The organism is Arthrobacter sp. 01T428 (assembly GCF_056398685.1).
Genome location: NZ_JBFTPW010000003.1, coordinates 80,166 through 104,843 on the forward strand (window position 1 = coordinate 80,166; position 24,678 = coordinate 104,843).

25 protein-coding genes and 2 riboswitches are annotated in these 24,678 nt (G+C 64.7%); of the genes, 3 read left to right on the top strand and 22 right to left on the bottom strand.

Annotated elements, in window-relative coordinates; genetic code table 11:
• Positions 1-201: 201 nt before the first annotated feature.
• The 6 genes from AC1DJB_RS05695 to AC1DJB_RS05720 form a co-directional block, all read right to left on the bottom strand.
• Positions 202-1,632: an L-serine ammonia-lyase gene (locus tag AC1DJB_RS05695; RefSeq protein ID WP_476910023.1), complete on the bottom strand. Its 1,431-nt coding sequence runs from the start codon at positions 1,630-1,632 to the stop codon at positions 202-204.
• Between the two features lie 302 nt (positions 1,633-1,934).
• Positions 1,935-3,272: a serine hydroxymethyltransferase gene (glyA, locus tag AC1DJB_RS05700; protein WP_476910024.1), complete on the bottom strand. Its 1,338-nt coding sequence runs from the start codon at positions 3,270-3,272 to the stop codon at positions 1,935-1,937.
• Positions 3,269-3,652, bottom strand: coding sequence for a glycine cleavage system protein GcvH (gene gcvH, locus AC1DJB_RS05705; protein ID WP_059388212.1), 384 nt, complete (start codon positions 3,650-3,652; stop codon positions 3,269-3,271). Before gcvH ends, glyA begins: the two co-directional genes overlap by 4 nt.
• Positions 3,653-4,183: 531 nt before the next feature.
• Positions 4,184-5,317, bottom strand: coding sequence for a glycine cleavage system aminomethyltransferase GcvT (gcvT, locus tag AC1DJB_RS05710; RefSeq protein ID WP_332601727.1), 1,134 nt, complete (start codon positions 5,315-5,317; stop codon positions 4,184-4,186).
• A gap of 13 nt (positions 5,318-5,330) precedes the next feature.
• Positions 5,331-8,216: an aminomethyl-transferring glycine dehydrogenase gene (gene gcvP, locus AC1DJB_RS05715; RefSeq protein WP_332601728.1), complete on the bottom strand. Its 2,886-nt coding sequence runs from the start codon at positions 8,214-8,216 to the stop codon at positions 5,331-5,333.
• 51 nt (positions 8,217-8,267) lie between these two features.
• A riboswitch (glycine riboswitch) is annotated at positions 8,268-8,375 on the bottom strand.
• 1 nt (position 8,376) lies between these two features.
• Positions 8,377-8,474, bottom strand: a riboswitch (glycine riboswitch).
• Between the two features lie 190 nt (positions 8,475-8,664).
• On the bottom strand, positions 8,665-9,213 hold the full coding sequence (locus tag AC1DJB_RS05720; RefSeq protein ID WP_441432750.1) for a TetR/AcrR family transcriptional regulator: 549 nt from the start codon (positions 9,211-9,213) through the stop codon (positions 8,665-8,667).
• An 82-nt stretch (positions 9,214-9,295) separates the two neighbouring features.
• Here AC1DJB_RS05720 and AC1DJB_RS05725 point away from each other — a divergent pair, with 82 nt between their 5' ends.
• Complete coding sequence (locus AC1DJB_RS05725) at positions 9,296-10,837, top strand: MFS transporter (RefSeq protein ID WP_441432749.1); 1,542 nt, start codon at positions 9,296-9,298, stop codon at positions 10,835-10,837.
• A gap of 7 nt (positions 10,838-10,844) precedes the next feature.
• Here AC1DJB_RS05725 and AC1DJB_RS05730 read toward each other — a convergent pair whose 3' ends face one another.
• Positions 10,845-11,678, bottom strand: coding sequence for a sigma-70 family RNA polymerase sigma factor (locus AC1DJB_RS05730; protein WP_284989602.1), 834 nt, complete (start codon positions 11,676-11,678; stop codon positions 10,845-10,847).
• Between the two features lie 176 nt (positions 11,679-11,854).
• Between AC1DJB_RS05730 and AC1DJB_RS05735 the strand changes: the two genes are divergently transcribed.
• The gene (locus AC1DJB_RS05735; protein WP_441432748.1) at positions 11,855-12,454 is read left to right on the top strand and encodes a hypothetical protein; all 600 of its coding nucleotides are present in this window, start codon (positions 11,855-11,857) and stop codon (positions 12,452-12,454) included.
• A 7-nt stretch (positions 12,455-12,461) separates the two neighbouring features.
• Here AC1DJB_RS05735 and AC1DJB_RS05740 read toward each other — a convergent pair whose 3' ends face one another.
• From AC1DJB_RS05740 to AC1DJB_RS05785, 10 genes are read right to left on the bottom strand one after another with little or no spacing between them, the layout of a single operon-like run.
• Positions 12,462-12,710, bottom strand: coding sequence for a carbon storage regulator (locus tag AC1DJB_RS05740; RefSeq protein WP_284989600.1), 249 nt, complete (start codon positions 12,708-12,710; stop codon positions 12,462-12,464).
• 4 nt (positions 12,711-12,714) lie between these two features.
• Positions 12,715-13,716, bottom strand: coding sequence for a hypothetical protein (locus AC1DJB_RS05745; RefSeq protein WP_441432747.1), 1,002 nt, complete (start codon positions 13,714-13,716; stop codon positions 12,715-12,717).
• Entirely contained in the window at positions 13,694-15,739 is a 2,046-nt protein-coding gene (locus AC1DJB_RS05750) for a flagellar biosynthesis protein FlhA (RefSeq protein ID WP_307052751.1), read from the bottom strand. The genes AC1DJB_RS05745 and AC1DJB_RS05750 overlap by 23 nt, the downstream gene beginning before the upstream one ends.
• A complete protein-coding gene (locus AC1DJB_RS05755; RefSeq protein WP_306963032.1) occupies positions 15,736-16,824 on the bottom strand; it encodes an EscU/YscU/HrcU family type III secretion system export apparatus switch protein in 1,089 nt (362 codons plus the stop codon). Before AC1DJB_RS05755 ends, AC1DJB_RS05750 begins: the two co-directional genes overlap by 4 nt.
• Positions 16,824-17,582: a flagellar biosynthetic protein FliR gene (locus tag AC1DJB_RS05760; protein ID WP_307052750.1), complete on the bottom strand. Its 759-nt coding sequence runs from the start codon at positions 17,580-17,582 to the stop codon at positions 16,824-16,826. Before AC1DJB_RS05760 ends, AC1DJB_RS05755 begins: the two co-directional genes overlap by 1 nt.
• 1 nt (position 17,583) lies before the next feature.
• Positions 17,584-17,859: a flagellar biosynthesis protein FliQ gene (gene fliQ / locus AC1DJB_RS05765; protein ID WP_059388219.1), complete on the bottom strand. Its 276-nt coding sequence runs from the start codon at positions 17,857-17,859 to the stop codon at positions 17,584-17,586.
• The gene (fliP, locus tag AC1DJB_RS05770) at positions 17,859-18,677 is read right to left on the bottom strand and encodes a flagellar type III secretion system pore protein FliP (protein WP_441432746.1); all 819 of its coding nucleotides are present in this window, start codon (positions 18,675-18,677) and stop codon (positions 17,859-17,861) included. Before fliP ends, fliQ begins: the two co-directional genes overlap by 1 nt.
• Before the next feature lie 53 nt (positions 18,678-18,730).
• Positions 18,731-19,228, bottom strand: a complete 498-nt coding sequence (fliO, locus tag AC1DJB_RS05775) for a flagellar biosynthetic protein FliO (protein ID WP_441432745.1) — start codon at positions 19,226-19,228, stop codon at positions 18,731-18,733.
• On the bottom strand, positions 19,229-19,972 hold the full coding sequence (gene fliN / locus AC1DJB_RS05780) for a flagellar motor switch protein FliN (RefSeq protein ID WP_332601736.1): 744 nt from the start codon (positions 19,970-19,972) through the stop codon (positions 19,229-19,231).
• Entirely contained in the window at positions 19,969-20,865 is an 897-nt protein-coding gene (locus tag AC1DJB_RS05785; protein ID WP_284989592.1) for a flagellar motor switch protein FliM, read from the bottom strand. Before AC1DJB_RS05785 ends, fliN begins: the two co-directional genes overlap by 4 nt.
• 234 nt (positions 20,866-21,099) lie before the next feature.
• On the opposite strand from AC1DJB_RS05785, the gene AC1DJB_RS05790 reads away from it, so the two are divergent.
• Positions 21,100-21,321, top strand: coding sequence for a hypothetical protein (locus tag AC1DJB_RS05790; protein WP_148667462.1), 222 nt, complete (start codon positions 21,100-21,102; stop codon positions 21,319-21,321).
• A gap of 22 nt (positions 21,322-21,343) precedes the next feature.
• Here the strand turns inward: AC1DJB_RS05790 and AC1DJB_RS05795 are convergent, their stop codons facing one another.
• From AC1DJB_RS05795 to AC1DJB_RS05815, 5 genes are all read right to left on the bottom strand, one after another.
• Positions 21,344-22,057, bottom strand: coding sequence for a GAF and ANTAR domain-containing protein (locus AC1DJB_RS05795; protein ID WP_059388224.1), 714 nt, complete (start codon positions 22,055-22,057; stop codon positions 21,344-21,346).
• Positions 22,058-22,066: 9 nt separating this feature from the next.
• Positions 22,067-22,741, bottom strand: coding sequence for a GAF and ANTAR domain-containing protein (locus tag AC1DJB_RS05800; protein WP_059388225.1), 675 nt, complete (start codon positions 22,739-22,741; stop codon positions 22,067-22,069).
• 94 nt (positions 22,742-22,835) lie between these two features.
• Entirely contained in the window at positions 22,836-23,246 is a 411-nt protein-coding gene (locus tag AC1DJB_RS05805) for a VOC family protein (protein ID WP_059388226.1), read from the bottom strand.
• Between the two features lie 66 nt (positions 23,247-23,312).
• Positions 23,313-24,125 (bottom strand): molybdate ABC transporter substrate-binding protein, encoded by an 813-nt coding sequence (modA, locus tag AC1DJB_RS05810; protein ID WP_307052745.1) that lies wholly within the window; start codon positions 24,123-24,125, stop codon positions 23,313-23,315.
• The gene (locus AC1DJB_RS05815; protein ID WP_059388228.1) at positions 24,122-24,532 is read right to left on the bottom strand and encodes a TOBE domain-containing protein; all 411 of its coding nucleotides are present in this window, start codon (positions 24,530-24,532) and stop codon (positions 24,122-24,124) included. Before AC1DJB_RS05815 ends, modA begins: the two co-directional genes overlap by 4 nt.
• Positions 24,533-24,678: the final 146 nt, after the last annotated feature.

Genomic DNA, 24,678 nt, shown 5'->3' on the forward strand with positions numbered 1-24,678 from the left:
GCAGCTATCCGGGCAACGGAAAGTGGTTACAACGAAAGCCGAACCAGGAGGATCCGTTGATCGTCTACCGCCCCATTCCGCCGCTCACCACCGGCCGCAGCAACAGCTGGTGGTCGGTATTCGCCGCCATGGCATCCGCAGCATTGCTGGGCCCCGCTTGGCCATCGGGTGGCCGCCGCCTCGAATATCAAGAAGCGGCGGTCAGCACTCCACGACGTTGACGGCGAGGCCGCCCATGGCGGTTTCCTTGTATTTGGAGGACATGTCCTTGCCGGTCTCGCGCATGGTCACGATGACCTCGTCCAAGGAGACGCGATGGGTGCCGTCCCCCCAGAGCGCCATCTTCGCCGCGTTGATGGCCTTCGCCGCTGCGATCGCGTTGCGTTCGATGCACGGGATCTGCACGAGTCCGCCGATCGGGTCGCAGGTTAGTCCGAGGTTGTGTTCCATTGCGATCTCGGCAGCGTTTTCCACCTGTCCCGGGGAGCCGCCCATGACTTCGGCCAATCCGGCGGCGGCCATCGAGGAAGCGGAGCCGACCTCGCCCTGGCAGCCCACTTCGGCGCCGGAGATCGATGCCTGCTCCTTGTAGAGCACCCCGACGGCGCCCGCGGCGAGCAGGAACTTCACCACGACGTCGTCGCGGTCCTGTTGCGTGGCCTTGTCCATGCCGGGGGCGAAATGCAGGGCGTAGTACAGCACGGCAGGAATAATCCCGGCGGCGCCGTTGGTGGGCGCGGTGACCACGCGGCCGCCCGAGGCGTTTTCCTCGTTCACGGCCAACGCGATCAGGTTCACCCATTCCTGCCAGTACTTCGGATCCCGGTAGTCAGGATCCTGGTCTTTGGTTTCCTTCAGGAGACGCTCGTGCCAGTCCGGGGCCCGACGGCGGACCTTCAGTCCGCCGGGCAGCACGCCTTCGCGCTTGAGGGACGTTTCAACACAGGCCTCCATGACGGACCAGATGTGCAGCAGGCCTTCACGGATTTCCTCTTCGGTGCGGGAGGCGCGTTCGTTGATAAACATGATGTCCGAGATGCCAAGCCCCTTGGAGGAGCAACGGCCCATGAGTTCAGCGGCAGTACGGAAGGGCAACGGGAGTTCCTTCTTGGACTCCTCCAGTTCCTTCTGGGCCGCGTCCTCTTCACCCTCCCGGACGATGAAACCACCGCCCACGGAAAAGAACGTGGCCTCGTGCAGCACCTCGCCGTCGGCGTCGGACACGGAGAACTTCATCCCGTTCGTATGCCGGGGAAGAACTGTGAGCGGGTGCAGGATCATGTCCGCTTCCCCGTACGGCAGCGACACCCCCGATTCGGGATCGACGGCGCCGCAAAGGTTCAGTGTGCCGGTTTCGGCGATTGACGCGAGCCGTTCCTCCACTTCCTCGGGGAGGATCTCCTCGGGGTGGTAACCCTCCAGGCCCAGCAGCACCGCAGTCATGGTGCCGTGCCCCCGGCCCGTGGCAGCCAAGGAACCATACAGATCAACGCGCAGCGACGCCACCCGTTCCAGGGCACCGGAATCCTTCAGCTCACCCGCAAAGACCGCAGCAGCCCGCATCGGCCCCACGGTATGCGAACTCGAAGGACCAATCCCAATAGAGAAAAGATCGAAGACGCCAACAGCCATTGTCGGTTCCTAACTAGATGGTGGGTGGTTGGGGATGGGTGGCGGGTGACCGCATTCCTCCGCGTGCTGCTCCTTCGTCGCTTTGACGCACGCTTCCGGAATACGCTCACCCGCTGTCTAGCCGTCACCAGAGCGAACGGTCAATGTTCTCGCGCTTCAAAGGAGGCGACCAGAGGGCCCCTTCGGGCCCGGCCTCCGGCAGCATGCGTCTAAGGGAGCGTCACGTCCGCTCAGCGGGCGTCTACGCGACCGAGCATGCCGAGGAGGTCGGACCCGACGGGCGTTGCCGATCCGATCTCTGACTACGCGAGGTTCGCGACGCCCGGGTAGAGCGGGTGCGCGGCGGCGAGTGCCTCCACGCGGTGACGCAGGCCGGAGAGGTCCGCGCCGGCGTCGGCGATCAGTGCCTCAGCGATGATGTCCGCAACTTCACGGAACGCCGCTTCACCGAAACCGCGTGTTGCCAATGCCGGGGTGCCGATCCGCAGACCGGAGGTCACCATCGGCGGGCGCGGGTCGAACGGAACCGCGTTGCGGTTGACGGTGATGTCGATCGCGGCGAGGCGGTCCTCGGCCTGCTGGCCGTCGAGTTCGCAGTTGCGCAGGTCCACGAGCACCAGGTGCACGTCCGTGCCGCCGGAAATCACGGAGATCCCCCTGGCGGTGACGTCGGGCTGGACGAGGCGCTCGGCCAGGATCCGGGCACCGGCCAGCACGCGTTCCTGGCGTTCCTTGAACTCTTCCGAACCGGCGATCTTGAAGGCCACGGCCTTGCCGGCGATCACGTGCTCCAACGGGCCGCCCTGCTGGCCCGGGAAGACCGCGGAGTTGATCTTCTTGGCGATGTCGGCGTCGTTGCTCAGGATGATGCCGCCGCGCGGACCGGCGAGGGTCTTGTGCGTCGTCGACGTCGTGACGTGCGCGTGCGGGACCGGGGACGGGTGCAGGCCGGCGGCCACGAGGCCGGCGAAGTGCGCCATGTCCACCATGAGGTACGCGCCCACCAGGTCGGCGATGCGGCGGAACTCGGCGAAGTCCAGCTGGCGGGCATAGGCGGACCAGCCGGCCACGATCAGCGCCGGCTTGTGCTCGAGTGCCAGGCGCTCCACCTCGGCCATGTCGATCCGGTGGTCCTCTTCGCGGACCTGGTACGGGATCACGTTGTACAGGCGGCCGGAGAAGTTGATCCGCATGCCGTGCGTCAGGTGCCCGCCGTGGGCCAGGTTCAGGCCCATGATGGTGTCGCCCGGCTTGATGAGGGCGTGCATCACCGAGGCGTTGGCCTGGGCACCGGAGTGCGGCTGCACGTTCGCGTACTCTGCGCCGAAGAGTGCCTTCACGCGGTCGATCGCGAGCTGCTCGATGACGTCCACGTGCTCGCAGCCACCGTAGTAGCGCTTGCCCGGGTAGCCCTCGGCATACTTGTTGGTCAGGACCGAGCCCTGCGCCTGCATGACGGCCACGGCGGTGTGGTTCTCGGACGCGATCATTTCCAGGCCCGAACGCTGGCGGTTCAGCTCGTCGTCGATCTTTGCCGCGATCTCCGGATCCAGCACGGACAAGACAGTGTCCAGGCTCGGCGAAACTACCTGCTCGAACAGGGTGTTATCGGTACCTGCGGCCCCGGTTGCGGCGCTCACAGCTCGCCACCGTTCTTGGAAGCGTATTCCTCCGCGGAAAGCAGCGGACCGTCGGACTCGGCGGCCACCTTGAAGAGCCACCCCGCACCATACGGATCGTTGTTGATCAGTGCGGGATCGTCGACGACGGCGGAGTTCACTTCCGTGACCTCGCCCGTCACCGGGGAGTACAGGTCCGAGACGGACTTGGTGGACTCAACCTCGCCGCAGGTCTCCCCCGCAGTCACAGCGGCACCGACCTCGGGCAAGTCAACGTACACAATGTCGCCGAGGGCGTCGGTGGCCACGGCGGAAATGCCGACAGACACAAGGTTGCCGGCTTCGCGGGCAACCCACTCGTGCTCGTCGGAGTACTGGAGTTCAGGTGCAACTTTTGCCATGTTTTTTCCTTTGCGTTGGTCTAAGAAAACAGTTGTGGTCAGGTTACGCGGCGGGGGCCGCCATCCTCTGCGTGCTGCTCCTTCGTCGCTTTGACGCACGCTGCCGGATGCCGCTCCCCCACCGCTAGAGGCTTGTTCAGTTTTCGGGGCCAACAGTTCCGGAAAAGAACGCTGGCCCTTTCGGGTTTAGTAGGTGACCCGTGGTTCCAGTAGGCCGATTCAGTTCCAGTGGGCCAACCTGCGGGAGGTAGCCCACCTTCCAAAAACCTAGGGCGATCGAACGCGACAGGTGCAGGTTCGCAACAGAGGCACCAAGGGTGAGCCGAGGTCCATACCGTTCGCCCTTCTGTTCGATAACCACCCATCAGTTCGATAACCAAAGGTGACGAGGACGGCCCCATCGGGACCGGCATCCGGCAGCGGGCGTCTAAGGGAGCGTCACGTCCGCTCAGCGGGCGTCTTTCGCGACCGAGCCCGCAGAGGATGTCGGTCCCGACGGGCTAAACGCAACCACGGTCACCCATCCGAAACTTATTTGGTCCGCTTATAGAACGGCAAGGCGACAACCTCAAACGGCTCGGACTTGCCGCGCAAGTCCACGTCCAGGGCCGTGCCCGGTTCGGCGTGTTCGACGTCGACGTAGGCCAACGCTACGGGGTAGCCGAGGGTGGGGCTGGGCTGGCCGGAGGTGACTTCGCCGACAACTGCGCCGTCCTTGAGGACCGGGTAATGGCTGCGGCCGGCGCGGCGGCCCAAGCCCTTGAGGCCAACCAGCTTGCGGCCGCTGGTGGAACCGGCGCCCTCAGCCTTCAGGGCTTCCAGGGCAGCGCGGCCTACGAAGTCGCTTTCCTTGGCGAGCGAGACAACAGGGCCCAGGCCTGCCGAGAAGGGGTTGTCTTCGCGGGAGAGCTCGTTGCCGTACAGCGGCATCCCGGCTTCGAGGCGCAGGGAGTCGCGTGAGGCCAGGCCGGCGGGGATCAGCTCGCCGTCCTCGGCAACGTCCGCGATTGCTTGCCACAGGGCGGCAGCGGCGTCGTTGTCCACGAAGATTTCGAAGCCGTCCTCGCCCGTGTAACCGGTGCGGGCGAGCAGCAGATCCGTGGTGTTCCCGGCAAAGGTGAAGGGCACCTCAACGGCGGCGTAGTACTTGAGCCCGGTGACGAGGGAGTGCTGTTCGGCCGGGACCAAGCGGAGGAGGATTGCTTCCGCTTTGGGACCCTGGACGGCGATCAGCGAGGTTGCCGCGGAGGCGTCCTCGACGACGACGTCGAAGTTGGCTGCCCGCTGCGCCAGCGCCTCGGCGACAACCTTGGCGTTGCCGGCGTTCGGAACCACCAGGAACTTGGCGTCGCCGCGGCGGTACGTGATGAGGTCGTCGATGATGCCGCCGTCTTCCTGGCAGATCAGTGAGTACTTGGCCTTGCCAACCGACATGGCGGAGATCTTGCCCACCAAGGCGTAGTCCAGGAAAGCCGCGGCTTCCGGACCGGTGACCCAGACTTCGCCCATGTGGGAAAGGTCGAACAAGCCGGCGGCGTTACGTACTGCGTGGTGTTCGGCCAGTTCGGAGGAGTATTTCAGGGGCATCTGCCAGCCACCGAAATCGGTGAAGGAAGCGCCGAGCTTCTTGTGCTCTTCGTAGAGCGCAGTGTAGTTCTCAGTCATCGTGAGGAGTCCTTTAGTTCTCGAAGGCTTCGATCGGCGGGCAGGAGCAGACCAGGTTGCGGTCGCCTGCGGCGCCGTCGATGCGGCCGACGGGCGGGAAGTACTTGTCCTGCTTGAGGTGGTGGACCGGGAAGACGGCCTGCTCGCGGGAGTACTCACGGTTCCAGTCCGAGGAGACGACGGCGGCCGCGGTGTGCGGTGCGTGGCGCAGCGGGCTGTTCTCCACCGTGAAGTCGCCGTGGGCAACCTGGTCGATTTCCTTGCGGATGGTGATCATGGCTTCGATGAAGCGGTCGATCTCCCCAAGGTCCTCGGACTCCGTGGGCTCCACCATCAGTGTGCCCGCTACCGGGAACGCCAGGGTGGGTGCGTGGAAGCCGTAGTCGATGAGGCGCTTGGCCACATCCTCGGCGGTGACGCCGGTCTTGGCCGTCAGTTCGCGCAGGTCAAGGATGCACTCGTGGGCCACGAGTCCGCCTTCACCGGTGTAGAGGACCGGGAAGTACTCGTTCAGGCGCGAGGCGATGTAGTTCGCAGCGAGCAGCGCGGACTTCGTGGCCTCGGTGAGGCCTTCGCCGCCCATGAGCTTCACGTAGGCCCAGGAAATCGGCAACACACCCGCGGAGCCGTAACGCGAAGCGGAAATCGCAACGCCAGTCCCTGGCAAAGAAGCGCCGTCTTCGTGCGCCGCCTTGTTGGCATCGCCCGGCATGAAGGGTGCGAGGTGTGCCTTGGCCGCGACCGGGCCGACGCCGGGTCCGCCGCCGCCGTGCGGGATGCAGAAGGTCTTGTGCAGGTTCAGGTGGGACACGTCGCCGCCGAACTTGCCCGGCTGGGCCAGGCCAACCAGGGCGTTCAGGTTCGCGCCGTCAACGTACACCTGGCCGCCGGCCGCGTGCACCGAGTCGCAGATTTCGCGGACGTCGGCGTCGTACACTCCGTGCGTGGACGGGTACGTGATCATGATCGCCGAAAGGACATCCTTGTTAGCGTCGATCTTGGCCTGCAGGTCCGCGTGGTCGATCGTGCCATCGGCAGCCGTGGCCACCACGACCACTTTCATGCCGGCCAGCACCGCCGAGGCGGCGTTGGTGCCGTGTGCGGATGCCGGGATGAGGCAGACGTTGCGCTGAAGGTCCCCGCGGGAGTGGTGGTAGCCGCGGATGGCCAGCAGGCCCGCGAGCTCGCCCTGGGAACCGGCGTTGGGCTGGATGGAGACCTGGTCGTAACCGGTGATCTCCGTCAGGTCAGCTTCCAGATCTTCGATCAGTTCGCGCCAGCCCTCGGTCTGGGAATCCGGGGCGAAGGGGTGGATCGAGGCGAATTCCGGCCAGGAGATGGCTTCCATCTCGGCGGTGGCGTTCAGCTTCATGGTGCACGAACCCAGCGGGATCATGGTGCGGTCCAGCGCTAGGTCACGGTCCGACAGCTTGCGGATGTAGCGCAGCAGCTGGGTCTCGGATCGGTGCGTGTTGAACACCGGGTGCTGCAGGTAGTCCGAAGAACGCTCGACGGCGGCCTCCAGCGCGAAACCCTCACCGGACTCAAGTAGCTCAGCACCAAACACCGCGACGACACCAAAAGCATCAAGGACGCCGCCGACGATTTCCTTTGTTGTCGTCTCGTCAACCGAGACGCCAACAGTGTCGGCGTCGATGCCGCGCAGGTTGATGCCCTTGGCCTCGGCGGCTTCAACGATCTCGGCAGCCTTGCCCGGGACCCGGACGGTGACGGTGTCGAAGAAGCTGCCGTGCAGGACCTCAAGGCCCGCGGCCTTGAGGGACGCTGCCAGGGTGCGGGCGTGGTTGTGGGCGGTCTCGGCAATCGCCTTCAGGCCGTCGGGGCCGTGGTAGACGGCGTACATCGAGGACACGATGGCCAACAGTGCCTGCGCGGTGCAGATGTTGGACGTCGCCTTCTCGCGGCGGATGTGCTGCTCACGGGTCTGCAGCGCCAGGCGGTAGGCGGGAGTGCCGGCGTCGTCCTTGGAAACGCCCACCAAGCGGCCCGGCATGGAACGCTCGAGGCCCTTCTGGACGGCCATGTACGCGGCGTGCGGGCCGCCGAAGAACAGCGGCACGCCGAAGCGCTGGGTGGAGCCGACCGCGATGTCGGCACCCTGCTCGCCCGGAGGTGTGATCAAGGTGAGGGCGAGGAGGTCCGCGGCGACGGTAACCAGGGCGCCGCGTTCCTTGGCGGCGGCAATCACGGCGGAGTGGTCGAACACCCGGCCGGAAACGCCCGGCTGCTGCAGCACGATGCCGTTGATGTCGCCCTCGGGCAGGCCCCTGGACAGGTCAGCGATCTCCACCTCAAAGCCCAGCGCCTCGGCGCGGCCCTTCACGATGGCAATCGTCTGCGGGAGGCAATCGGCGTCGAGCACGGTCTTGCCGTCGTGGGCGGTCTTGTTCTTGTTGGCGCGTCGCATCATGAGGACCGCTTCGGCGACGGCGGTGGCTTCGTCCAGGAGGGAAGCGTTGGCGATGGGCAGGCCCACGAGGTCCTGGACCATGGTCTGGAAGTTCAGCAGCGCCTCGAGGCGGCCCTGGGAAATTTCCGGCTGGTACGGGGTGTACGCCGTGTACCAGGCCGGGGATTCGAGGATGTTGCGGCGGATCACCGGCGGAGTGACAGTGTCGTAATAGCCCTGGCCGATCATCTGCACGGCCGTCTTGTTCTTGGCCGCCAGCTTGCGCAGCTCGGCCAGGACCTCGACCTCGCTGAGGGCGTTCTGGAGCGTCAATGCGACATCCTGGCGGATGTCATTGGGAACCGCGGTGTCTACGAGCGAATCGACACTGTCGTAGCCAACAGACTTGAGCATGATGTCAATGTCGGCCTGGCGGCGGGCGCCGATATGCCGGTCAACGAACGTAGTGGAGGTTGAACTAACCGTCACGAAGGAACTCCATTAATAAGGCGGCGTGGGTACGCCACAGCTAATCGGGTTCCTCCCCGCTCTGTATTGGACCTGAGAGTTTCCGCGAAACCGTGCTTGTGGCACTTTTCCGCTTGCACCGTCGGTGAGCACGCGTCAGCGCGCTGCTTTCCAGAGTTGCCTTGCCGCGGCGGTGCGTGGGCCTGAGAGATTCCTGGGGAGGATTTGCTCCTACGGCGCCTGCATCACATGCCTGCAGGACTCTCCCGCCGCAGATCAAAGGCGTATTCAGTTGTATGAATCGGATTGTGGTTGCCGGTGACGGCTGCCACAACTCCCAATTGTCCTATGGACTGCCCGCGTCCGCAAATATGGTCACCGAGCCGACTGACTTTCCCAGCTGACTCGCACTAGATGTCGTTTTGGAGCCTCTAAACGACAACAACTGCGAGCCAGTTGGGCCGCGCCATTAGGCACGGAGGCGTTCGACGGCGGCCAACAGCGCACCGACGTCGGCGCTCCTTGCGCTGGCCTTGACTTCCGTATCGCCGGCACCGCCTTCGAGCATTGCGTTGAAGTAAAGTCCATCGCCCATGTACCGGACAGCTTTGGCCATCTCGGGCCCCACTTCCTCCGCGAGCACATCGAGCCATTGTTGCTGGATCCCCGCGAAGCGCCTTCGGGTTTCTTCATGGGCTACTTCCGCGAGCCGCGTGGCTGCCACGAACACCCGGTCCAAGGGGGTGTCCGCCCACAGGGAAGACTTGATGAAGAACGCGGCCGCACCTTCGGGGGCCGCCTTCATTGCCGCGATGTCCAGCGCAGCCAGCCCGTCCATGCGTTCGAGCAAGGAGCTGATCATGGCTTCTTTGTTGGGGAAATGGTAGAGCAAACCGCCCTTGGAAACGCCGGCGCGCTTGGCGACGGCATCCAGGGTGGCAGCCCGCTCCCCCACCTCGATCAGCAGGGCTTCAAAGGCATCCAGGACAGCGTCCCGGGCAATAGGTTTTCGCGGCATGGTGTCAATCATCCCTTAGTTCGATGCGGCAGGTCGTTGAGTCAGATTGAAACTATACCGTCCAGACGGTACAGTTATCTTCATGTTCACGCCGTCCACTACCCAGCACCCCCGTACCTCTTCGATCCAATCCGCCCCGTGGCGCGATTGGGCTGCCTTGGCACTCCTGATGTTCCCGGTGCTGCTGGTGGCTGTGGACAATACGGCGCTGACGTTTGCCCTGCCGGAAATCGCCCGGTCGCTGGAAGTCGGGGGCGTGCAGCTGCTGTGGGTCGTGGATGCCTATCCGCTGGTGCTCGCAGCGCTTTTGGTGTCCATGGGAAACCTGGGAGACAGGATCGGCCGCCGCCGCTTGCTGTTGATCGGCAGCACAGGCTTCGCCGCGGTTTCCGCGGCCACCGCGTTCGCGCCGTCGGCTGAGTGGCTCATTGCAGGACGCGCCAGCATGGGCATCTTCGGAGCCATGCTCATGCCGTCCACGCTGTCCTTGATCCGCAACATCTTCCCGGACCCGAACCGCCGCCGGCTCGCCGTGGCCGTGTGGGCAGCGGGATTCTCCGGCGGCGCCGCGCTCGGGCCGATCTTCGGTGGTTGGCTCGTGGAGCATTTCTGGTGGGGAGCCGTGTTCCTGGTTGCAGTGCCACTTTTGCTGCCGCTACTCGCCTTCGGCCCCTTCCTCATCCCCGAGTCCAAGGACCGCAATCCGGGAAAGCCCGACGTTCCCAGCATCGTGCTCTCCATCTTCACCATGGCCCCGGTGGTTTATGGCATCAAGGAGGCCGCCGTGCACGGTTTTGGCCCCGGACCCGCGGCCTTCATGGCGTTCGGCCTGGCCATGGGAATTGTCTTCGTCCGCAGGCAGCGCTCATTGGCATCGCCTATGTTGGACGTTCGGCTTTTCCGGAACAAGGTCTTCAGCACGGCCATCACGGCCAACGTCTTGTCCTTGTTCTCCATGACCGGCTTCATCTACTTCTTCGCGCAGCACTTGCAGCTCGTGGAAGGCCAATCCCCCATGCAGGCGGGGATCGCGATGGTTCCGGCCCTGCTTGCCACCATCGTTGCGGGCCTGGTGGTGGTTCCGCTGGTCAAGCGGATCCGCCCGGGCCTGGTGGTGGCATCGGGCCTGGCACTGAGCGCAGTGGGATACCTGGTGGCCGCCCTGGGCAACCACAGCCAGGGGCCAGGGTACCTTTTGACGGCACTCCTGCTGCTGGCCATCGGGGTCGGCTCAGCGGAGACCATCTCCAATGACCTGATCCTCGGCGCGGTTCCCGCCGATAAAGCGGGTGCTGCATCGGCGATCTCCGAAACGGGTTACGAACTCGGATCATTGCTGGGCACAGCCGTGCTTGGCTCCATCCTGACCGCGTCCTACCAACACCACTTGTTGCTTCCTGGCGAATTGTCCGGCCACGCGGGCGAACGCTCGAGGGAGACGCTCGCCGGAGCCGTGGACGCGGCGGCCACGCTGCCCCAACCATTGGGCGATGCCCTCACCGCGGCGGCACGTGCCGCCTTTGAATCGGGGGTCCACATCACAGCGGCGATCGGGCTCGTCCTGATGGCGGGAGCGGCAGTCCTTGCCGCCGTCGTGCTCCGCCGCGTGCCGACCGCAAAGTAGGCGGAGGCTAGACGGCCCGGTTCAACGCAGCATCAGGCGAGCTGAAACTCCGGGTGATTCCGCCCAGGGTGGCGGTGGCGAGGGTGGAGAGGTAGTCGTGCCGGCGTCGGGCGGTAATGCGCGATTGGGGCTCGAAGGATTGCCCGGGATCGTCCGCGTAATGCGCGGACAGCCCGTCGCGCATGAGGCGGATACCCTCGGCGCGCTGTTGGGAGACCGCGGCGTGGGTGGACCCGAGTTCCTCGGCGAGTTCCTTGACGGTCCGCCCGCCGAAGTAGATCTCCTCGACGACGTAACGCATCTTCTCCGGCAGGGCCTCGACGGCGGCGCGAAGGTACTTGAGTCGCTCATCAGCAAGGACCGAATGCTCCGGGGAGATGGTCTCCGCCGCGACGGTGTCCACGACGACGTCGTCCAGCGGCGACAGGGTCCGCGCGGCATCGGCCAGGGCGGCTTCCACCACGCTTCGTTCGACACCCAGGGCCGATGCGGTCTCGGCGACCGAAGGCGTGCGGCCAAGGACCCCGGAGAGCGTCTCCTGGACCGACATGGTTTCCTTGATGCGTTTGCGCGCTGACCGGGTGGCCCAGTCGCTGGCCCGCATCTCGTCCGCGAAGGCTCCGACGATCCGGCGGCGCGCAAACGCGCCGAAGGGGACTCCGAGGTTCGGATCGAAGGAATCGGCAGACGTTATCAACGCCACGGAACCCACCGACGCGAAATCGTCGCGCGACAAATGAGAAGCTCTCGCGCAGAGCTCCGACACCAAATAGCCAACGAGCGGCAAGTGCTGCAGCACCAACTCGTTGCGTTCTTCGCGATTCAAAATTAGTCCCCCCATGAGACCTGTTTATTGAGTTGCCAAGCCTGGTTCCAGGGGCTTCATGGGCAAGCTGCTGAGACGGTGCAACGTGCCGAAGATTACATGGAACAGACATGTATTCAGTGAACATACCATCTGGAAAATAACAATGCGTGTACGCTCATGAAAAAGATAGAAAAACAGGACTCGGAACCATGTTCCGAGTCCAAACCGGGGAATGGGGAACCGTGGGGGCGGATGAGCTTTCGGCGACGCTGTGGCGTGAGCGGAGACAGCTGGAACTGCTGTTGTACCGGCTTGAAACACAGCTGCTGCACGTTCGGGCAGGCAACTGGCATTGGTTGAAGTTCGCTGCCGCTGACGTGGAAAAGGTCCTGGAAAACCTTCGTTTCGACACGCTTGCCCGGAACATCGAATCGTCGGCCGTGGCTATTGAATGGCGGCTGTCGGCCAACGCCACGCTGCCGATGATCGCTTCAGTGGCCCCGCCCGGAGTCTGGCCGGAACTGCTGCAAGAACACCACCGTGAGCTGGTCCTGGTGCTCAAGCAAGTCGAAACAACCGCGGCGGCCAACGTCGAGGCTCTCCAGATGGGGCTGCAAGGGGCCGGGAACCCGCCGCTTGGCTCCGTTCAGCCCGGCGACGCAGCCCTGGCAGCGCCGGGAGCGGTCGCGTGTGCGGACACCGTGGATGACGTGATGCTGCTTGCGGAAAGCGCCAATATCGAACGGGCCCTGGCCGTGACCAGGGATTGCTCGCTGCCGCTCCTCAGGGAGTTCCTGGGGTTGGAGTAGTACGCGCCTAGTCCTTGCCCGGTTTCCGGACAGGCGGGCGCAGCCCGGCAACGAGCTCCTCGGCTTCGGGGCCGGCCTGGGCAGCGGCGAGGTTGGCAGCGGCGATCGCCTCGACCACTTCGCGACGCTGGATGGACACCCCTCGGGGTGCCTCGATCCCGATCCGCACGCCGTCGCCGCGGCCTTCCATGACGGTGATGACAATGTCCTCACCAATCATGATCTGTTCGCCCGGCTTACGTGTCAGTACCAGCATGCTCTCAATCTACCTTTCCGAGCACGGCAACGCGGGCGGGCTTGCCGTCCACCCACCCGATGGGGAGACCCAGCCCGTTGACCGTCTCGGGACTTCCAGTCTCCGACGCGCCGAAAACAGCAAGGGCGTCAAGCGTGACTCCCTCGGCGGCAAGGGCTGCGGAGAGCGCCCGGACCCAGGCCGCCGTGTCTTCAGCCTTCCGCCCGGCGTCAACAACCAGCCACACCTGGTCTGCGGCGAGCGCCGCGATGTCCGCCGCATGCGTCACGGTTTCGCCCTGCCGGCCGAGACCGTACGCCACCAGCACGGTTTGGCCGGTGAGCACCGCTTGGGCGCGCGCCGCCGTCGCGCCCTGGCGCCCCGCCACGTGGAGGTGCCCGAAAGCTGTCAACGCTCCGGCTGTCCGGACGTCGGAACCGCCCTCGGCGATGGACACTTCCAGCGCCGGTCCCAAGGCGTCGTCGCCGAGGCCAAGCAGGATGATCAGGTTGCCGCTGCCGGTAAGCGGCACGGGTACGGCCACAGGAACGCCGTGCCCGACGGCGGCCGCCGGCAACGCGGTCAGCAACCCTTGCGGTCCGGAAACCGGCGCCTGGAACTCCTTTCCTAACTGCTCCAACATCCCGGCAAAATCCGGGGAGGCCGTTGAAACGGCTGCCTCGGGCCGGTGCAGGTCCATCTCGGCGGCGTCGGCTTGCTCCAGGAGCGCGGCGATCGCGGGCCCCTGCAACGCATGCGCCTCCCCGCCCGCAGGGCCCTCCCAACTAACTCGCAGTTGTTGTCGTTCTGGGCCGTCAGAACGACAACTATTGCTAGCTAGTGGGGATGAACCCGCTGCCGGAACTTCGATCGTGGCCTCGTAGCGATTGGCCGCGAAGAGCCCTGCGATTCCGGGGTTGGTGACCTTCTCGGCGGCGACGATCCGAGCCCCGGGCCCGTACTGCTGCTCGGCTTTTTGGCGGATGGCGTCCAGGGATGCGCCCTTAAGCTTGTATTGCTTCGGCATGGCGGACCACCCCCACGGTTTCGATCTGGATGTTTGCGGACGTCACTTCGCGGTAGGACAACACGGGAACACCGCCGTCGGGAGCTGCCACGAGCCGCCGGACGGCGGGCCGCAGCGCCGGGGCGCACACCAGGACAGCTTGCCGTCCGGCATTTGCCGCGGCCTCCACCGAAGACTGCACAGAGGCCAGGACGGCATCCAGCCGGGCTTGGCTCATCACGATCTGGGTACCCCCTTCGGCCGGACGCATGTCCTCAAGCATGGACTGCTCCAGGAGCGGATCGATCATGATCACGTTAAGCACCGTGCCGTCTAGGAACTTGGCCGCGAGCGCCGGGCCGAGGGATTGCCGGGCGGTTTCGACCAGGGCCTCGGGCTCGGTGGAAACCTTGGCACGGAGGGCAAGGGCCTCGTAAATGCGCGGAAGATCGTTGATGGGGACCTGTTCTTCGAGGAGGCCCTGCAGCACCCGCTGCACCTCCGCCAGGGACATCAGTCCCGGAATGAGCTCCTCGACGGCGGCCGGGCTCTGCTTGCGCACGCCTTCCGTCAGCACCCTGACGTCCTCGCGGGTCAGGAGCCTTGCGGCGTTGGCGGACACGATCGACGACAAATGGGTCACCAGCACGGAAACCCGGTCGATCACCGTTGCTCCGGTCATTTCCGCGCTGTGGCGCATCTCGCTGGGAATCCACTTGCCGGCCAGCCCGAAGACAGGTTCCACGGTGGAGGTACCCGGCAAGGCGTCAAGGTAATCGCCGAGGGCCAGCAACTTGCCCGACGGCGCCGTGCCGCGTCCGGCTTCCACTCCGGCAATGCGGATGGCATAGGTGGACGGCGGCAGCTCGACGTTGTCGCGCGTGCGGACGGGTGGAATCACGATCCCCAACTCCATGGCGATCTTGTGGCGCAAGGAACGGACGCGGGCCAGGAGGTCGTCCGAGGCGCCGGAGACCATGTCAACAAGGTCCGGAGCCAGCAGGATCTCGACCGGGTGGACACGCATGTCCTGCATGAGCCGCTCGTTGGGGTCTTCTTCGGAGCTTAAGGTGGCCGCTTCCTTGGCGTCCTCCGCCTCGTTGTGCTTCTTCTGCTGCGCCTCGAGGCGCCTCGAGCCGAACAGCAGGGCAGCGCCCACCAGCAGGAAGGGCACGACTGGCATGCCGGGGATGAGCGCCATGGCGACGGCGGCCAGCCCCGCGATGAGCAAGGCGTTGGGCGACTGCATAAGCTGCGAGGAGGCCGTGCGGCCCATGTCTTCCTCGGCATTGGACCGGGTGACGATCATGCCCGTGGACACGGCCATGAGGAGGGCCGGAATCTGGGTGACCAGCCCGTCGCCCATGGTCAAGAGGCCGTAGGAATTCAGCGCGTCGCCGACATTCATGCCGCGCTGCAGCACGCCGATGGCAATGCCACCGACAAAGTTGATGATGATAATGATGATGCCCGCGATCGCATCGCCCTTGACGAATTTCGAGGCACCGTCCATCGCGCCGTAGAAGTCGGCCTCGGCGGAAACCTCGGCACGGCGTTTGCGGGCCTGGGCGTCAGTGATAAGGCCGGCGTTGAGGTCCGCGTCGATGGCCATCTGCTTGCCGGGCATTGCGTCGAGGGTGAACCTGGCTCCCACCTCGGCCACGCGCTCGGCGCCCTTGGTGACCACGACGAACTGGATGACCACCAGGATCAGGAACACCACGGCGCCGATGATCATGGAGCCGCCCACGGTGACCTTGCCGAAAGCGTCGATCACTTGCCCGGCGAATCCTTGTCCCAGCACCAGCCGGGTGGACGCGACGTTGAGCCCCAGCCGGAACAGCGTGGCCACGAGCAGCAACGACGGGAAGACGGAGAAGTCCAAGGGCTTCTTGACGAACATGCTCGTGAGCAGGATCAACAAGGCGAGCAGGATGTTGCAGACGATCAGGAAGTCCAGCAGCGGCGCGGGTACCGGAACAACTAGGAGCAGTACGATGCCCACGATTCCCACCGGCACGGTGAGCCTGGCGAATCTGTTCATGGCTGTGTCCTTTCTTGCGGCAAACGGTGCATTCCGCGTGCCGCTCCCCTGGCCTTGAGTGACATGACGAACGCCAGGACTCCCGCCACGGCCCGGTACAGCTCCACGGGGATTTCCTGGCCCAGCTCGCAGGCCGAGTGCAGTGCCCTCGCCAGCGGGATGTCTTGGACCATCGGAACCGATGTCGCCTCCGCCTCTTCCCTGATGCGGGCAGCGATCACCCCCGCTCCCTTGGCCACGACGCGCGGTGCCGCTTTGCCGGCGTCGTACTTCAGCGCGACGGCGACGTGCGTCGGGTTGACGATCACGACGTCGGCGTCCGCGATCGCGCCGATCATGCGGTTCCGGCTCATGCTCAATTGGCGCGAACGCCGCTGGGACTTGATCAGGGGATCGCCGTCGCTGTTCTTGTTTTCGTCCTTGATTTCTTTCTTGGACATGCGCGTCTTCTTGCGGTTGCGGCGCATGACCACGAAGATGTCCGCGGCAGCTAGGACCAGGCCCGCCAGCACGGCGAACTGGATCAACGAACCGATGCCCCCGACTGCTGCCGAAAGGATGCCGGACACCGGCAGTCCCCCGGCAGTGAGCAGCACCGGGATGAGCCCCTGCACAACGGCGTAAAGGACAAGTCCGACGACGGCGGTCTTGAGGAGCGCTTTCAGGCCGCCCCACAGTGCCTGGGTGCCGAAGATCCGCTTGAGGCCACTGAGGAGGTTGAAGTGCTCGAACTCGGCGCGGAACTTCTTGAAGTGGATGCCGCCCTGCAACGCGGATCCGGCGAGCACCACCACCATGACCACCCCGAACAGGGGCCCCAGCACTTGGGCCAGGGAACCGAACCCGGCGTCGAGCGCCGCGACGGCTTTGCCGGGCTCGGGGTTCGCGATGACTCCGCGGACGGTGAACAGTTGGTCAGCCGCAGCGTTGGAGGCACGCTCGATGGTGGACGGAATCATGGCCGCGGCGGATCCGACGGCGAGCCAGGCGGTGAGGTCCTGCGAGCGGGAAAGCTGCCCTTTGGACCGGACTTCCCGCATCCGTTTGTCCGTGGCTTGCTCGGTTTTCTCTTGTGAATCCGACATCAGCCCACCCCCATCAGTGTGTTCGCCGCTTGCTCGGCGAGCATGGCAACGAGGCGCGGCAGTGCCAGGAACAGGAACCCTGCAAGCCCGAGGGTGATGAGGACCTTGAGCGGGAAGCCCAGGGCAAAAGCATTCAGGGCGGGCGCTACACGGGTGAGGAGCCCCAGCCCGATATCGGCGAGTACCAACACCACAAGGAGCGGCCCGGCGATTTGCACCGCGGAGAGGAACATCCCGGTGACAGCCGAAATCATCGCGTGCACCGGCTGTGCCAAATCCAGTCCTCCAGCCAGCGGCAAGGCCGTGAAACTCCCGGTCAAGCCGCCGATCACCAGCTGGTAGCCGTCCGAGGCGAAAAGCAGGGCCAGGGCGGCCATCTGCATCAACCGGGTGAATTGGGCCCCGTTGATCATCATCTGGGGATCGAAGCCCTGGGCCATCTGGAAGCCGCTGAAGAGGTCTATCAGGCTGCCGGCCGATTGGATGGCCGCGAAGACGAGCAGAACGAGGAAGCCAAGGACCAACCCGGTCACGAGCTCAAGGACCACGGCCGTGATGAAGCCGGCGGTGTCCTTGGAGGTGTAGCCGGCGGAGAGACGTTGGGAAACGGCCAGCCCCAATCCGATGCCGAGCATCCCTTTGATCCGCAGCGGAATAGTTTGGTGCGAGAAGGGCGGGGCCACCACCAGGAACGCCGTCATCCGGACGGAGGCCAACAAGAGGACCTCAAGCCAGGACTGGTTGAAGGGCAGCTCCACTTCACGCTCCGCCGATCAGCGCGGGTATCCGGGCAAAGAGCTCGTTGGTGAAGGAGACGGCCTCGGTGATCATCCAGTGCCCGCACACCACCAGGGCCACGGCCACGGCGACTGCCTTGGGCACGAAGGAGAGAGTGGCTTCCTGAAGCTGGGTGATGGATTGCAGGAGGGAAATGGCGAGGCCCACCACTAGCGCGGTCACCAAGGCGGGCGCGGCCAGCTTGGCCGCAAGAATCAGGGCCTGGAGGCAAATGTCCAGGACTGCGTTGGTATCCATCAGCCGCTCGAATAGCTCTGGATCAGGGCGGTGATCACCAATCCCCAGCCGTCCACCAGGATGAACAGCAGGATTTTGAAGGGCAACGAGATCATCACCGGCGGAAGCATCATCATGCCCATGGACATCAGCGCGGCCGAGACCACCAGGTCGATCACCAGGAACGGGATGAAAATGACGAAACCGATGATGAACGCTGCCCTGAGCTCGGAGATCATGAACGCGGGGATAAGGGTTTGTAGCGGGACCGATTGCGGGTTGGCCGGGTTATCCAGTTTGGCCGCCCGGGTCATGAGGGCAATGTCTTCTTGGCGGGTGTGGGCCACCATGAAGTGCTGGAGCGGCGCGGACCCCGCCGAAACGGCTCCGTTGAAGTCCAGTGTCCCGTTCAGGTAGGGCTGGATGCCGACGTTGTTGATCTCCGAGATCACGGGCCACATCACGAACAGGGACAGGAAGAGCGCCAGTCCGGCCAGCACCTGGTTGGGCGGGATGGACGGGAGGGACAAGGCGTTGCGGGTCATCGCGAGCACCACGAAGATCTTGGTGAACGAGGTCATCATGAGCAGCAGGGCAGGCGCGACCGAGAGTAGCGTGATCCCGATCAGAGTCACCACCGCCGTGGATGGCTTTCCATCGAGGCCATTGATATTGATGCTGACGTTGCCGTTCGACGGCTGCGCCGGCGCGGTGGGAACTGCGGGCGCGGTGGGTGGCGTCGGGCTGACCGGTGCCGCATGTCCAATTGACGCGCCCAGCCACAGGAAGAGGGCTGTCAGCAACAGGACACAGAGCACCGCGGGAAGTGTCCTGCGCACGGCCAGCAATATCCTGCCGGTGCGTGGGGCACCGGCAGGCCCAAGAGTCAGGATCAATTCCGGCGTCCCCTGATGGCCTCGGCGGCCTGCCGCCAGGTGGAACCGGCAAGGATGGAGCCGTGCATGGGCTGTGTTTTGTCCGGTTCGCTGCGGCGGTGGATCCCGCTGCGGCGCGTGAGTGCGCTGCCTTGAAATGCAGCGGCTTGGGGCCCCTTGTCCGCACGTGCCGCGCTACCGGCGTCGCGGAAGATGTCGGCAAAGCTCTCGGGTGCGGGAGCGGTCTCCAGAACCTCCACGGGGACGTCGCTGCTATGCAGGACGTTGATGGCGTGCTCGGTGACACCCAAAAGGAAGCGTTTGTCGCCGGCGTCGACCACCACTACGGAGGCCTTCTGTCCGACACTCTGCCGGCTGACCACCGTCAGCGTGGTGTTGGCCCGGCGTCGGCCCTTGGCCTTTCCTTTGAGAAGGCGGCGCTGCAGGACCCAAATGAGCCCCAGCACCGCGCCCAAGGCCACGAGCACGCGCAGCCCGAGGATGAGCGAATCCATCTAGTAGATTCCCTCGGCGACGTCCAGGATGCGGGTAATGCGCACGGCATAGTCCTGGTCCACGACGACCACTTCACCGTGGGCAATCAGCCGTCCGTTGAGGAGGACGTCCGCGGGTGCGCCGGCCGAGCGGTCCAGTTCGATCACTTTGCCCGGTTCCAGGGCGAGGGCGTCGCGCACGGACATGCGGGTGCGGCCGATTTCCACGGTGAGGGCCATTTCGACGTTGCTGATCAGTCCAAGGCGTGACGAAACGGCACCCACCTGGGCGTTCCGTGCGGCGGCCGCGTCCTGGACGGTCCCGTGTTCGCGGACCCGCACGGCGAACCAGCCGAATGCCTGCCCGCCGTCGGACACGGGAGATTGACGCAATTCAAAAACAGCGGTTTCGGAGTCGGACAGCAGTCCGGCGGCGTCTTCTTCACGCAACTCCCCCAGCACGCCGGCGTCGAACGCGTCAGCCGCGTGTTCAATCGCGGGGCGCAGTACGTCAACGACGGACACGACTCCGCCCGAGACGACGCCGTTCAACCCGCCGGCAGCGGCAAGGAAGGAACGGTCGGTGAGGATGAGTGCGAAGTCCGCAGTCACGGCGCCCACGAACGTGGCGGTGATCGCAAGGGGTGCATATGGCGCAGCGGCCTGGGGCGGGACAATGCCGGAGACGCGCAGCGTGGCAGGGGTCGGCAGCTGCATCGCCAAACGCTCGGCCGCGGACTCGTGCAGGGTCAGGGTGATGCTCATCGCTGGTTCTCCTCGATTGTGACGATGACGGCGGCTGCACGGGAGCCGTTACGGGCCGGTGCCGCGGTGGCCAGGCGGGTGCCGTTGATGGCGACGTCGAACGGCCGGTTCTCCAGGTGCGGCAGCGGAATGACATCCCCGACGGCGAGGCCCAGGATCTGCGCCGGCGTCACCGGAGTGGGGCTCAACTGGATGGCGACGTCCACCGGCACCTGGGTGACCTGGGCGCGGACAAGCGCCTCGGCGTCGCGGCTGTGGACAGTGGGATTCACGTCGCCAAGACCGGAAAGGAGGATGTCGGCGGGAATCGCGAGGCTGGCTGCGGCAAGGCTTTCGCCCACCTTCACGGTGAAGGAGGCCACGATCATGAGCTCTGCCGGAGCCGCGGCCTGGGCGAACTGGGAGTTGTACTGGATAACGTCCATGCGCACAGGGGTGGTCAGCAGGGCGCCAAGGGAATAGCTCAGGTCCTCGAGTCCGTCTTCCACCATGCGGCTGATGAGGGACTGCTCGATCTGGGTGAACTTACGATCCGGGACCGCCGTCTCGCTGGCCCCGCCCAGCATGCGGGTGACCCAGGACAATGCCGCCGTGGCAGGAAACTGCATGACCAGCCGCGATTCGCTGCCCTCAATGCGGCACAGCACCATCGCCGTGACCGAAGGGAGGGATGCGGCGTATTCGTCGTAGCTCTGCATGATGAGCTGTTCAAGGGTCGCGGTGGACTTCACGCGGACCTTGGCCGTCAGCTGTGTTCCCCATTGGCGGGCGAACGTCTCGAAGGCGACTTCCAGGACGCGGCTGTGCTGTCGCGGCAAGGTGGTGGGCCTGCGGAAGTCATAGACGTCCACGGTGCGCTGCCGTCCCGCCGATTGATCTTCCTGTTCACTCACGGTTGCCACTATCGGCAAGGAAAGTGCAGGGGTAAGGGACTATTTATCAGAGCCTTTCCGCGTGATGGCATGTCGGATAGGCTAGGTGTGTTGCCCTGGACCCTGGCAGCGCCAATCGTCGGCGCACGCTCCAGGAGGACATCACACATCATGCCAGGCGACCCCAGCACCCGCACCTCCCACGCCCGGCGTCCCGCGGCCACAGCAGAGTCCGAAGCTTGGCGGGATTACCCGTTGGCGGAGATCGACGAACTCATCGCGGAGCTAAAAATAAAAGTGGCGCGCTTTACGTTCTTCCGGTCGATTCAATTCGGCGATGAGAATTCGGAACCCGGAAACGGGGCTGCCTTCGAATCGATGATGGATGCTCTCGAGGACATTTCGGCGGCAGCACTGGGCATCGAATTAGCGTCCCACCAGGAATTTCTCCGGATTCGCCCGGTTACCAGACCCTAGCTCGGCGGACGGTCTTTGCCGCCTATAGAGTCAGGGTCCGGTTGATGACACGCGCTGCCGTGTCATGCAGATTCTGGTTGTTGGCGCGTGCAAATGAGCGCAAGCGCCCGAACGCCTCTTCCATGTTGACTCCGGCAGTGTAGGCAATGACCCCCTTGGCCTGTTCGATGAGGACCCGGCTGTTCAGGGCGCGCTGAAGCTGTTCGTTGACAACCGCCGATTCGCGGATGGTGCGTTCCTGCAGGATGCCGATCGTCGCAACGTCCGCCAGCGCTTGGCCGATGGCAACGTCCTCGGGCGTCAGGGCGCCGGACCGTTCGCCGAATAGACCCATGGCTCCGATGGTTCTTCCTTGAACGCGCATCGGTACCGCGTGGACGGAACGGAATCCCTGCGAAAGGGCGGCCGCCCGGAATTCGTCCCATTGGCCGGTCAAGGACGCTATGTCCTCCACGACCACCGGCGTTCCTGTCCGGTAGCACTCAACACAAGGACCGGAGCCCGCCTGCAGCTGGAGTATTTCAACCAGCTGGCTTCGCTCGCTGGTGGAGGCCAGGACTTGCAGCTCGCCGTGAGGATCTGCAAGCAGCAACCCGGCGGCGGCGGCATCGAGCAGATCCACGGATGCCTCGACGAGCGCATGGAGCAAGTCCAGCACGTCGTAGTCAGCGACCAACGTGTTCGTGATCTTTACGAAGGCCGCGCTGACGCGCTCGGCGCGGCTTGTCGTCACCATGTCGCCATATTACTGCAGACCGCCGCTGCCGTGCGCGTCATTCCCCGGGGCAAAACTCAGGCGTCCCTGCAGCACTGCCTCGGCTGTTTCGCGCAATGTCAGCGCATGCGCGAACGCGTGTGCACGCATCAACAAAAGTGCATCGGCAGCGGAACTCCCTGATTGTGCCAGGACCATTCCCGTGGCCTGGTGGATCTCCCGCCGGGACATCAACGCCGCTTCCACGGCGGGGTTTGTGTCGGGCGAGTTCACCGACAGAACCCCTCGCAACAAATGCCATGCCGTTTGGCCGGCAAGGACCGATGCTGTCGCATAATCGGCGTAACTCAGGCTCCCCGGTTTCGTATTGTGGAGCTCCACAACCCCGAGCTCCAAAGCGCCCAGGGTCACCGGGAATACAAACAGCGCCGCAGCTTCGGTCTCCAGGACTGCTTTGCTGAAAACCGGCCACGAGTACGGATGCGAATTTCGCACATCGGGGACAAGAACCGGGAGCTTGGTGCGCAAGGCTTCCCACCTTGGACCTTCCCCCAAATCAAACTGCAGCTCATCAAGCTTGGCCGCCAGTTTGTCGCTAGCGCACACGAGGGTCTCCGACGCGGCCCCGCCGAACATGGACACGGCTGCACCGCTTACTGGTAGCTGGGTCAGAAACGGCGTGCAGAGCTCAGCGCCAGCATCCATGGTGAGCCTCAGATCCCCGAATCTTCCTTTGCGGCAGAACCCGGTTGAACGCGGAACCGGAACAGCTGCTCTTCACCGCTAAGAATAGACCAAGCTACGCGGCCGGAGCCTGCGAAATCCTCACCATGTTGCCCGAAGGATCGCGGAAGGCGCAGTCACGGGGACCCCACGGCTGGTCGATCGGCTCCTGCATGACCTCCGCGCCGGACGCCCTGACCTTCTCGAAGAGCGTGTCGACGTCGTCGGAGCGGAAGACGATCGGCCCCAGGACACCCTTGGTGAGCAGCTCCTGGAGGGAGTCGCCGTCGGCCTTGGACCGGCCCGCATGCGGTTCGGATAGCACGATTTCAACACCCGGCTGGTCCTTGCTGCCGAGAGTCACCCACCGGAATCCGCCTTGCGCGACGTCGTTGAGCACCTCAAGGCCGAGGGCGTCCCGGTAGAAGGTGAGCGCTTCGTCGGGATCGTTGACAGTGATATGTGAGTACTGCAATGAAATAGTCATGGCAACGACGTTAGTCCGGGGCGTTGACGAGCGCTTCTTGAATCCTGCTCGCTTCTTTCCGGAGGGTCACGGCGTTCCGAAGCCGGCGTCGCCGAGCACCTTCTTGCCTTCGCTTCCCGTCACCAAGGCGATGAACGCGGCAGCCAGGTCCTTGTTCTTGCTGGTGCCAACGGTGCCGATCGGGTAGGTGTTGACGGCCTTGTCCGACTCCGGGAAAGTGATGCCCTTGACCTTGTCCCCTGCGCCCTTGACGTCGGTGACGTAGACGAGTCCGGCGTCGGCCTCCCCTGAGGCGACCTTGCCCAGGACGTCAGTCACGGAAGACTCTTCACTGACGGGCTTCAGGGTTGTGCCGGTGGCCTTTTCGATGGTTTGGGCCGCGGAGCCGCAGGGTACCTGGCTGGCGCAGAGCACCACCTTGACGCCCGGCTTGGCGAGGTCCTCGAAGGAACTGATCGACGCCGGGTTGGACGGCGGGACGGCAATGGTCAGGACGTTGGTGGCGAAGTTCTTGGCCGTTCCGTCGAGCAGCTTGGCGTCGGAAAGCTTGCCCATGTTCTTCGTGTCAGCCGAGGCAAAGACGTCCGCCGGAGCGCCTTGGGTGATCTGGGTGACGAGGTCAGAAGACCCGGCGAAGCTCAGGGCCACTTTTGTACCCGGGTTCGCAGCTTCGAATTCGCTGGCCAGCTTGGTGAACGTTGCCTTCAGCGAGGCAGCCGCGTAGACCGTCACCGTGCCGGAGAGCTTTGGTGTTTCGCTTGCGCTGGCGGATCCGCCGTTTGCGGTGCCTGCGGGAGTGCTTGAACCGCAGCCTGTCATGCCGGCCGCGAGGGCGCCGGCGACGAGCACCGCGGCGAAAGGTTTGGGGATGATCCTCATATGGTGCTCTTTCCTTGGGGAGTTTCGATGATGACCGTGGTGGCCTTGACCACGGCTGTGGCGACCGAGCCGAGTTCGAGCCCGAGCTCGCGGACCGCTTCGCTGCTCATGAGGGAGACGACACGGAAGGGACCGCACTGCAGTTCCACTTGTGCCATGACCTTGTCGGCCGTGATGCCGGTGACCAGGCCGACGAAACGGTTGCGCGCCGAGCGGCCCACCCGGGTGGGATCCTCGGGCAGCTGGGCCTGGTCCCGCGCGACGTGGGCAAGTTCCAGCCCATCCACGGCCAGCCGGCCTGAATCATCCTTGACCGGAGTCAGGATGCCGTTCTCGGTCCAACGCCGGACGGTGTCGTCGCTGACGCCGAGGAACCGGGCCGCTTCAGATACTCGAATATTTGGCACGGCTTCAGAATAATCCTCAAATGCGGTGGTGACGCTATGAAACTTCCGCAAATCAAATGTGACCCGTATTTCCGGCGGCGCTCTGCCCGGGTTAGTGGACGTCCCGGACGCAGCAGAGGTCCCGCCCCATCGGGGCGGAACCTCTG

Bases quoted from the DNA above. Each gene is read 5' to 3' on its own strand.
- AC1DJB_RS05750 (WP_307052751.1), bottom strand. From the start codon at position 15,739: ATGAACAGATTCGCCAGGCTCACCGTGCCGGTGGGAATCGTGGGCATC.
- AC1DJB_RS05795 (WP_059388224.1), bottom strand. From the start codon at position 22,057: ATGGTGACGACAAGCCGCGCCGAGCGCGTCAGCGCGGCCTTCGTAAAG.
- fliN (WP_332601736.1), bottom strand. From the start codon at position 19,972: ATGAGCATCACCCTGACCCTGCACGAGTCCGCGGCCGAGCGTTTGGCG.
- AC1DJB_RS05740 (WP_284989600.1), bottom strand. From the start codon at position 12,710: ATGCTGGTACTGACACGTAAGCCGGGCGAACAGATCATGATTGGTGAG.
- fliO (WP_441432745.1), bottom strand. From the start codon at position 19,228: ATGGATTCGCTCATCCTCGGGCTGCGCGTGCTCGTGGCCTTGGGCGCG.
- AC1DJB_RS05805 (WP_059388226.1), bottom strand. From the start codon at position 23,246: ATGACTATTTCATTGCAGTACTCACATATCACTGTCAACGATCCCGAC.
- gcvH (WP_059388212.1), bottom strand. From the start codon at position 3,652: ATGGCAAAAGTTGCACCTGAACTCCAGTACTCCGACGAGCACGAGTGG.
- AC1DJB_RS05735 (WP_441432748.1), top strand. From the start codon at position 11,855: ATGTTCCGAGTCCAAACCGGGGAATGGGGAACCGTGGGGGCGGATGAG.
- AC1DJB_RS05755 (WP_306963032.1), bottom strand. From the start codon at position 16,824: ATGTCGGATTCACAAGAGAAAACCGAGCAAGCCACGGACAAACGGATG.
- AC1DJB_RS05730 (WP_284989602.1), bottom strand. From the start codon at position 11,678: ATGGGGGGACTAATTTTGAATCGCGAAGAACGCAACGAGTTGGTGCTG.
- AC1DJB_RS05800 (WP_059388225.1), bottom strand. From the start codon at position 22,741: ATGGATGCTGGCGCTGAGCTCTGCACGCCGTTTCTGACCCAGCTACCA.
- fliQ (WP_059388219.1), bottom strand. From the start codon at position 17,859: ATGGATACCAACGCAGTCCTGGACATTTGCCTCCAGGCCCTGATTCTT.
- AC1DJB_RS05695 (WP_476910023.1), bottom strand. From the start codon at position 1,632: ATGGCTGTTGGCGTCTTCGATCTTTTCTCTATTGGGATTGGTCCTTCG.
- AC1DJB_RS05725 (WP_441432749.1), top strand. From the start codon at position 9,296: ATGTTCACGCCGTCCACTACCCAGCACCCCCGTACCTCTTCGATCCAA.
- AC1DJB_RS05720 (WP_441432750.1), bottom strand. From the start codon at position 9,213: ATGCCGCGAAAACCTATTGCCCGGGACGCTGTCCTGGATGCCTTTGAA.
- gcvT (WP_332601727.1), bottom strand. From the start codon at position 5,317: ATGACTGAGAACTACACTGCGCTCTACGAAGAGCACAAGAAGCTCGGC.
- AC1DJB_RS05745 (WP_441432747.1), bottom strand. From the start codon at position 13,716: ATGCCGAAGCAATACAAGCTTAAGGGCGCATCCCTGGACGCCATCCGC.
- modA (WP_307052745.1), bottom strand. From the start codon at position 24,125: ATGAGGATCATCCCCAAACCTTTCGCCGCGGTGCTCGTCGCCGGCGCC.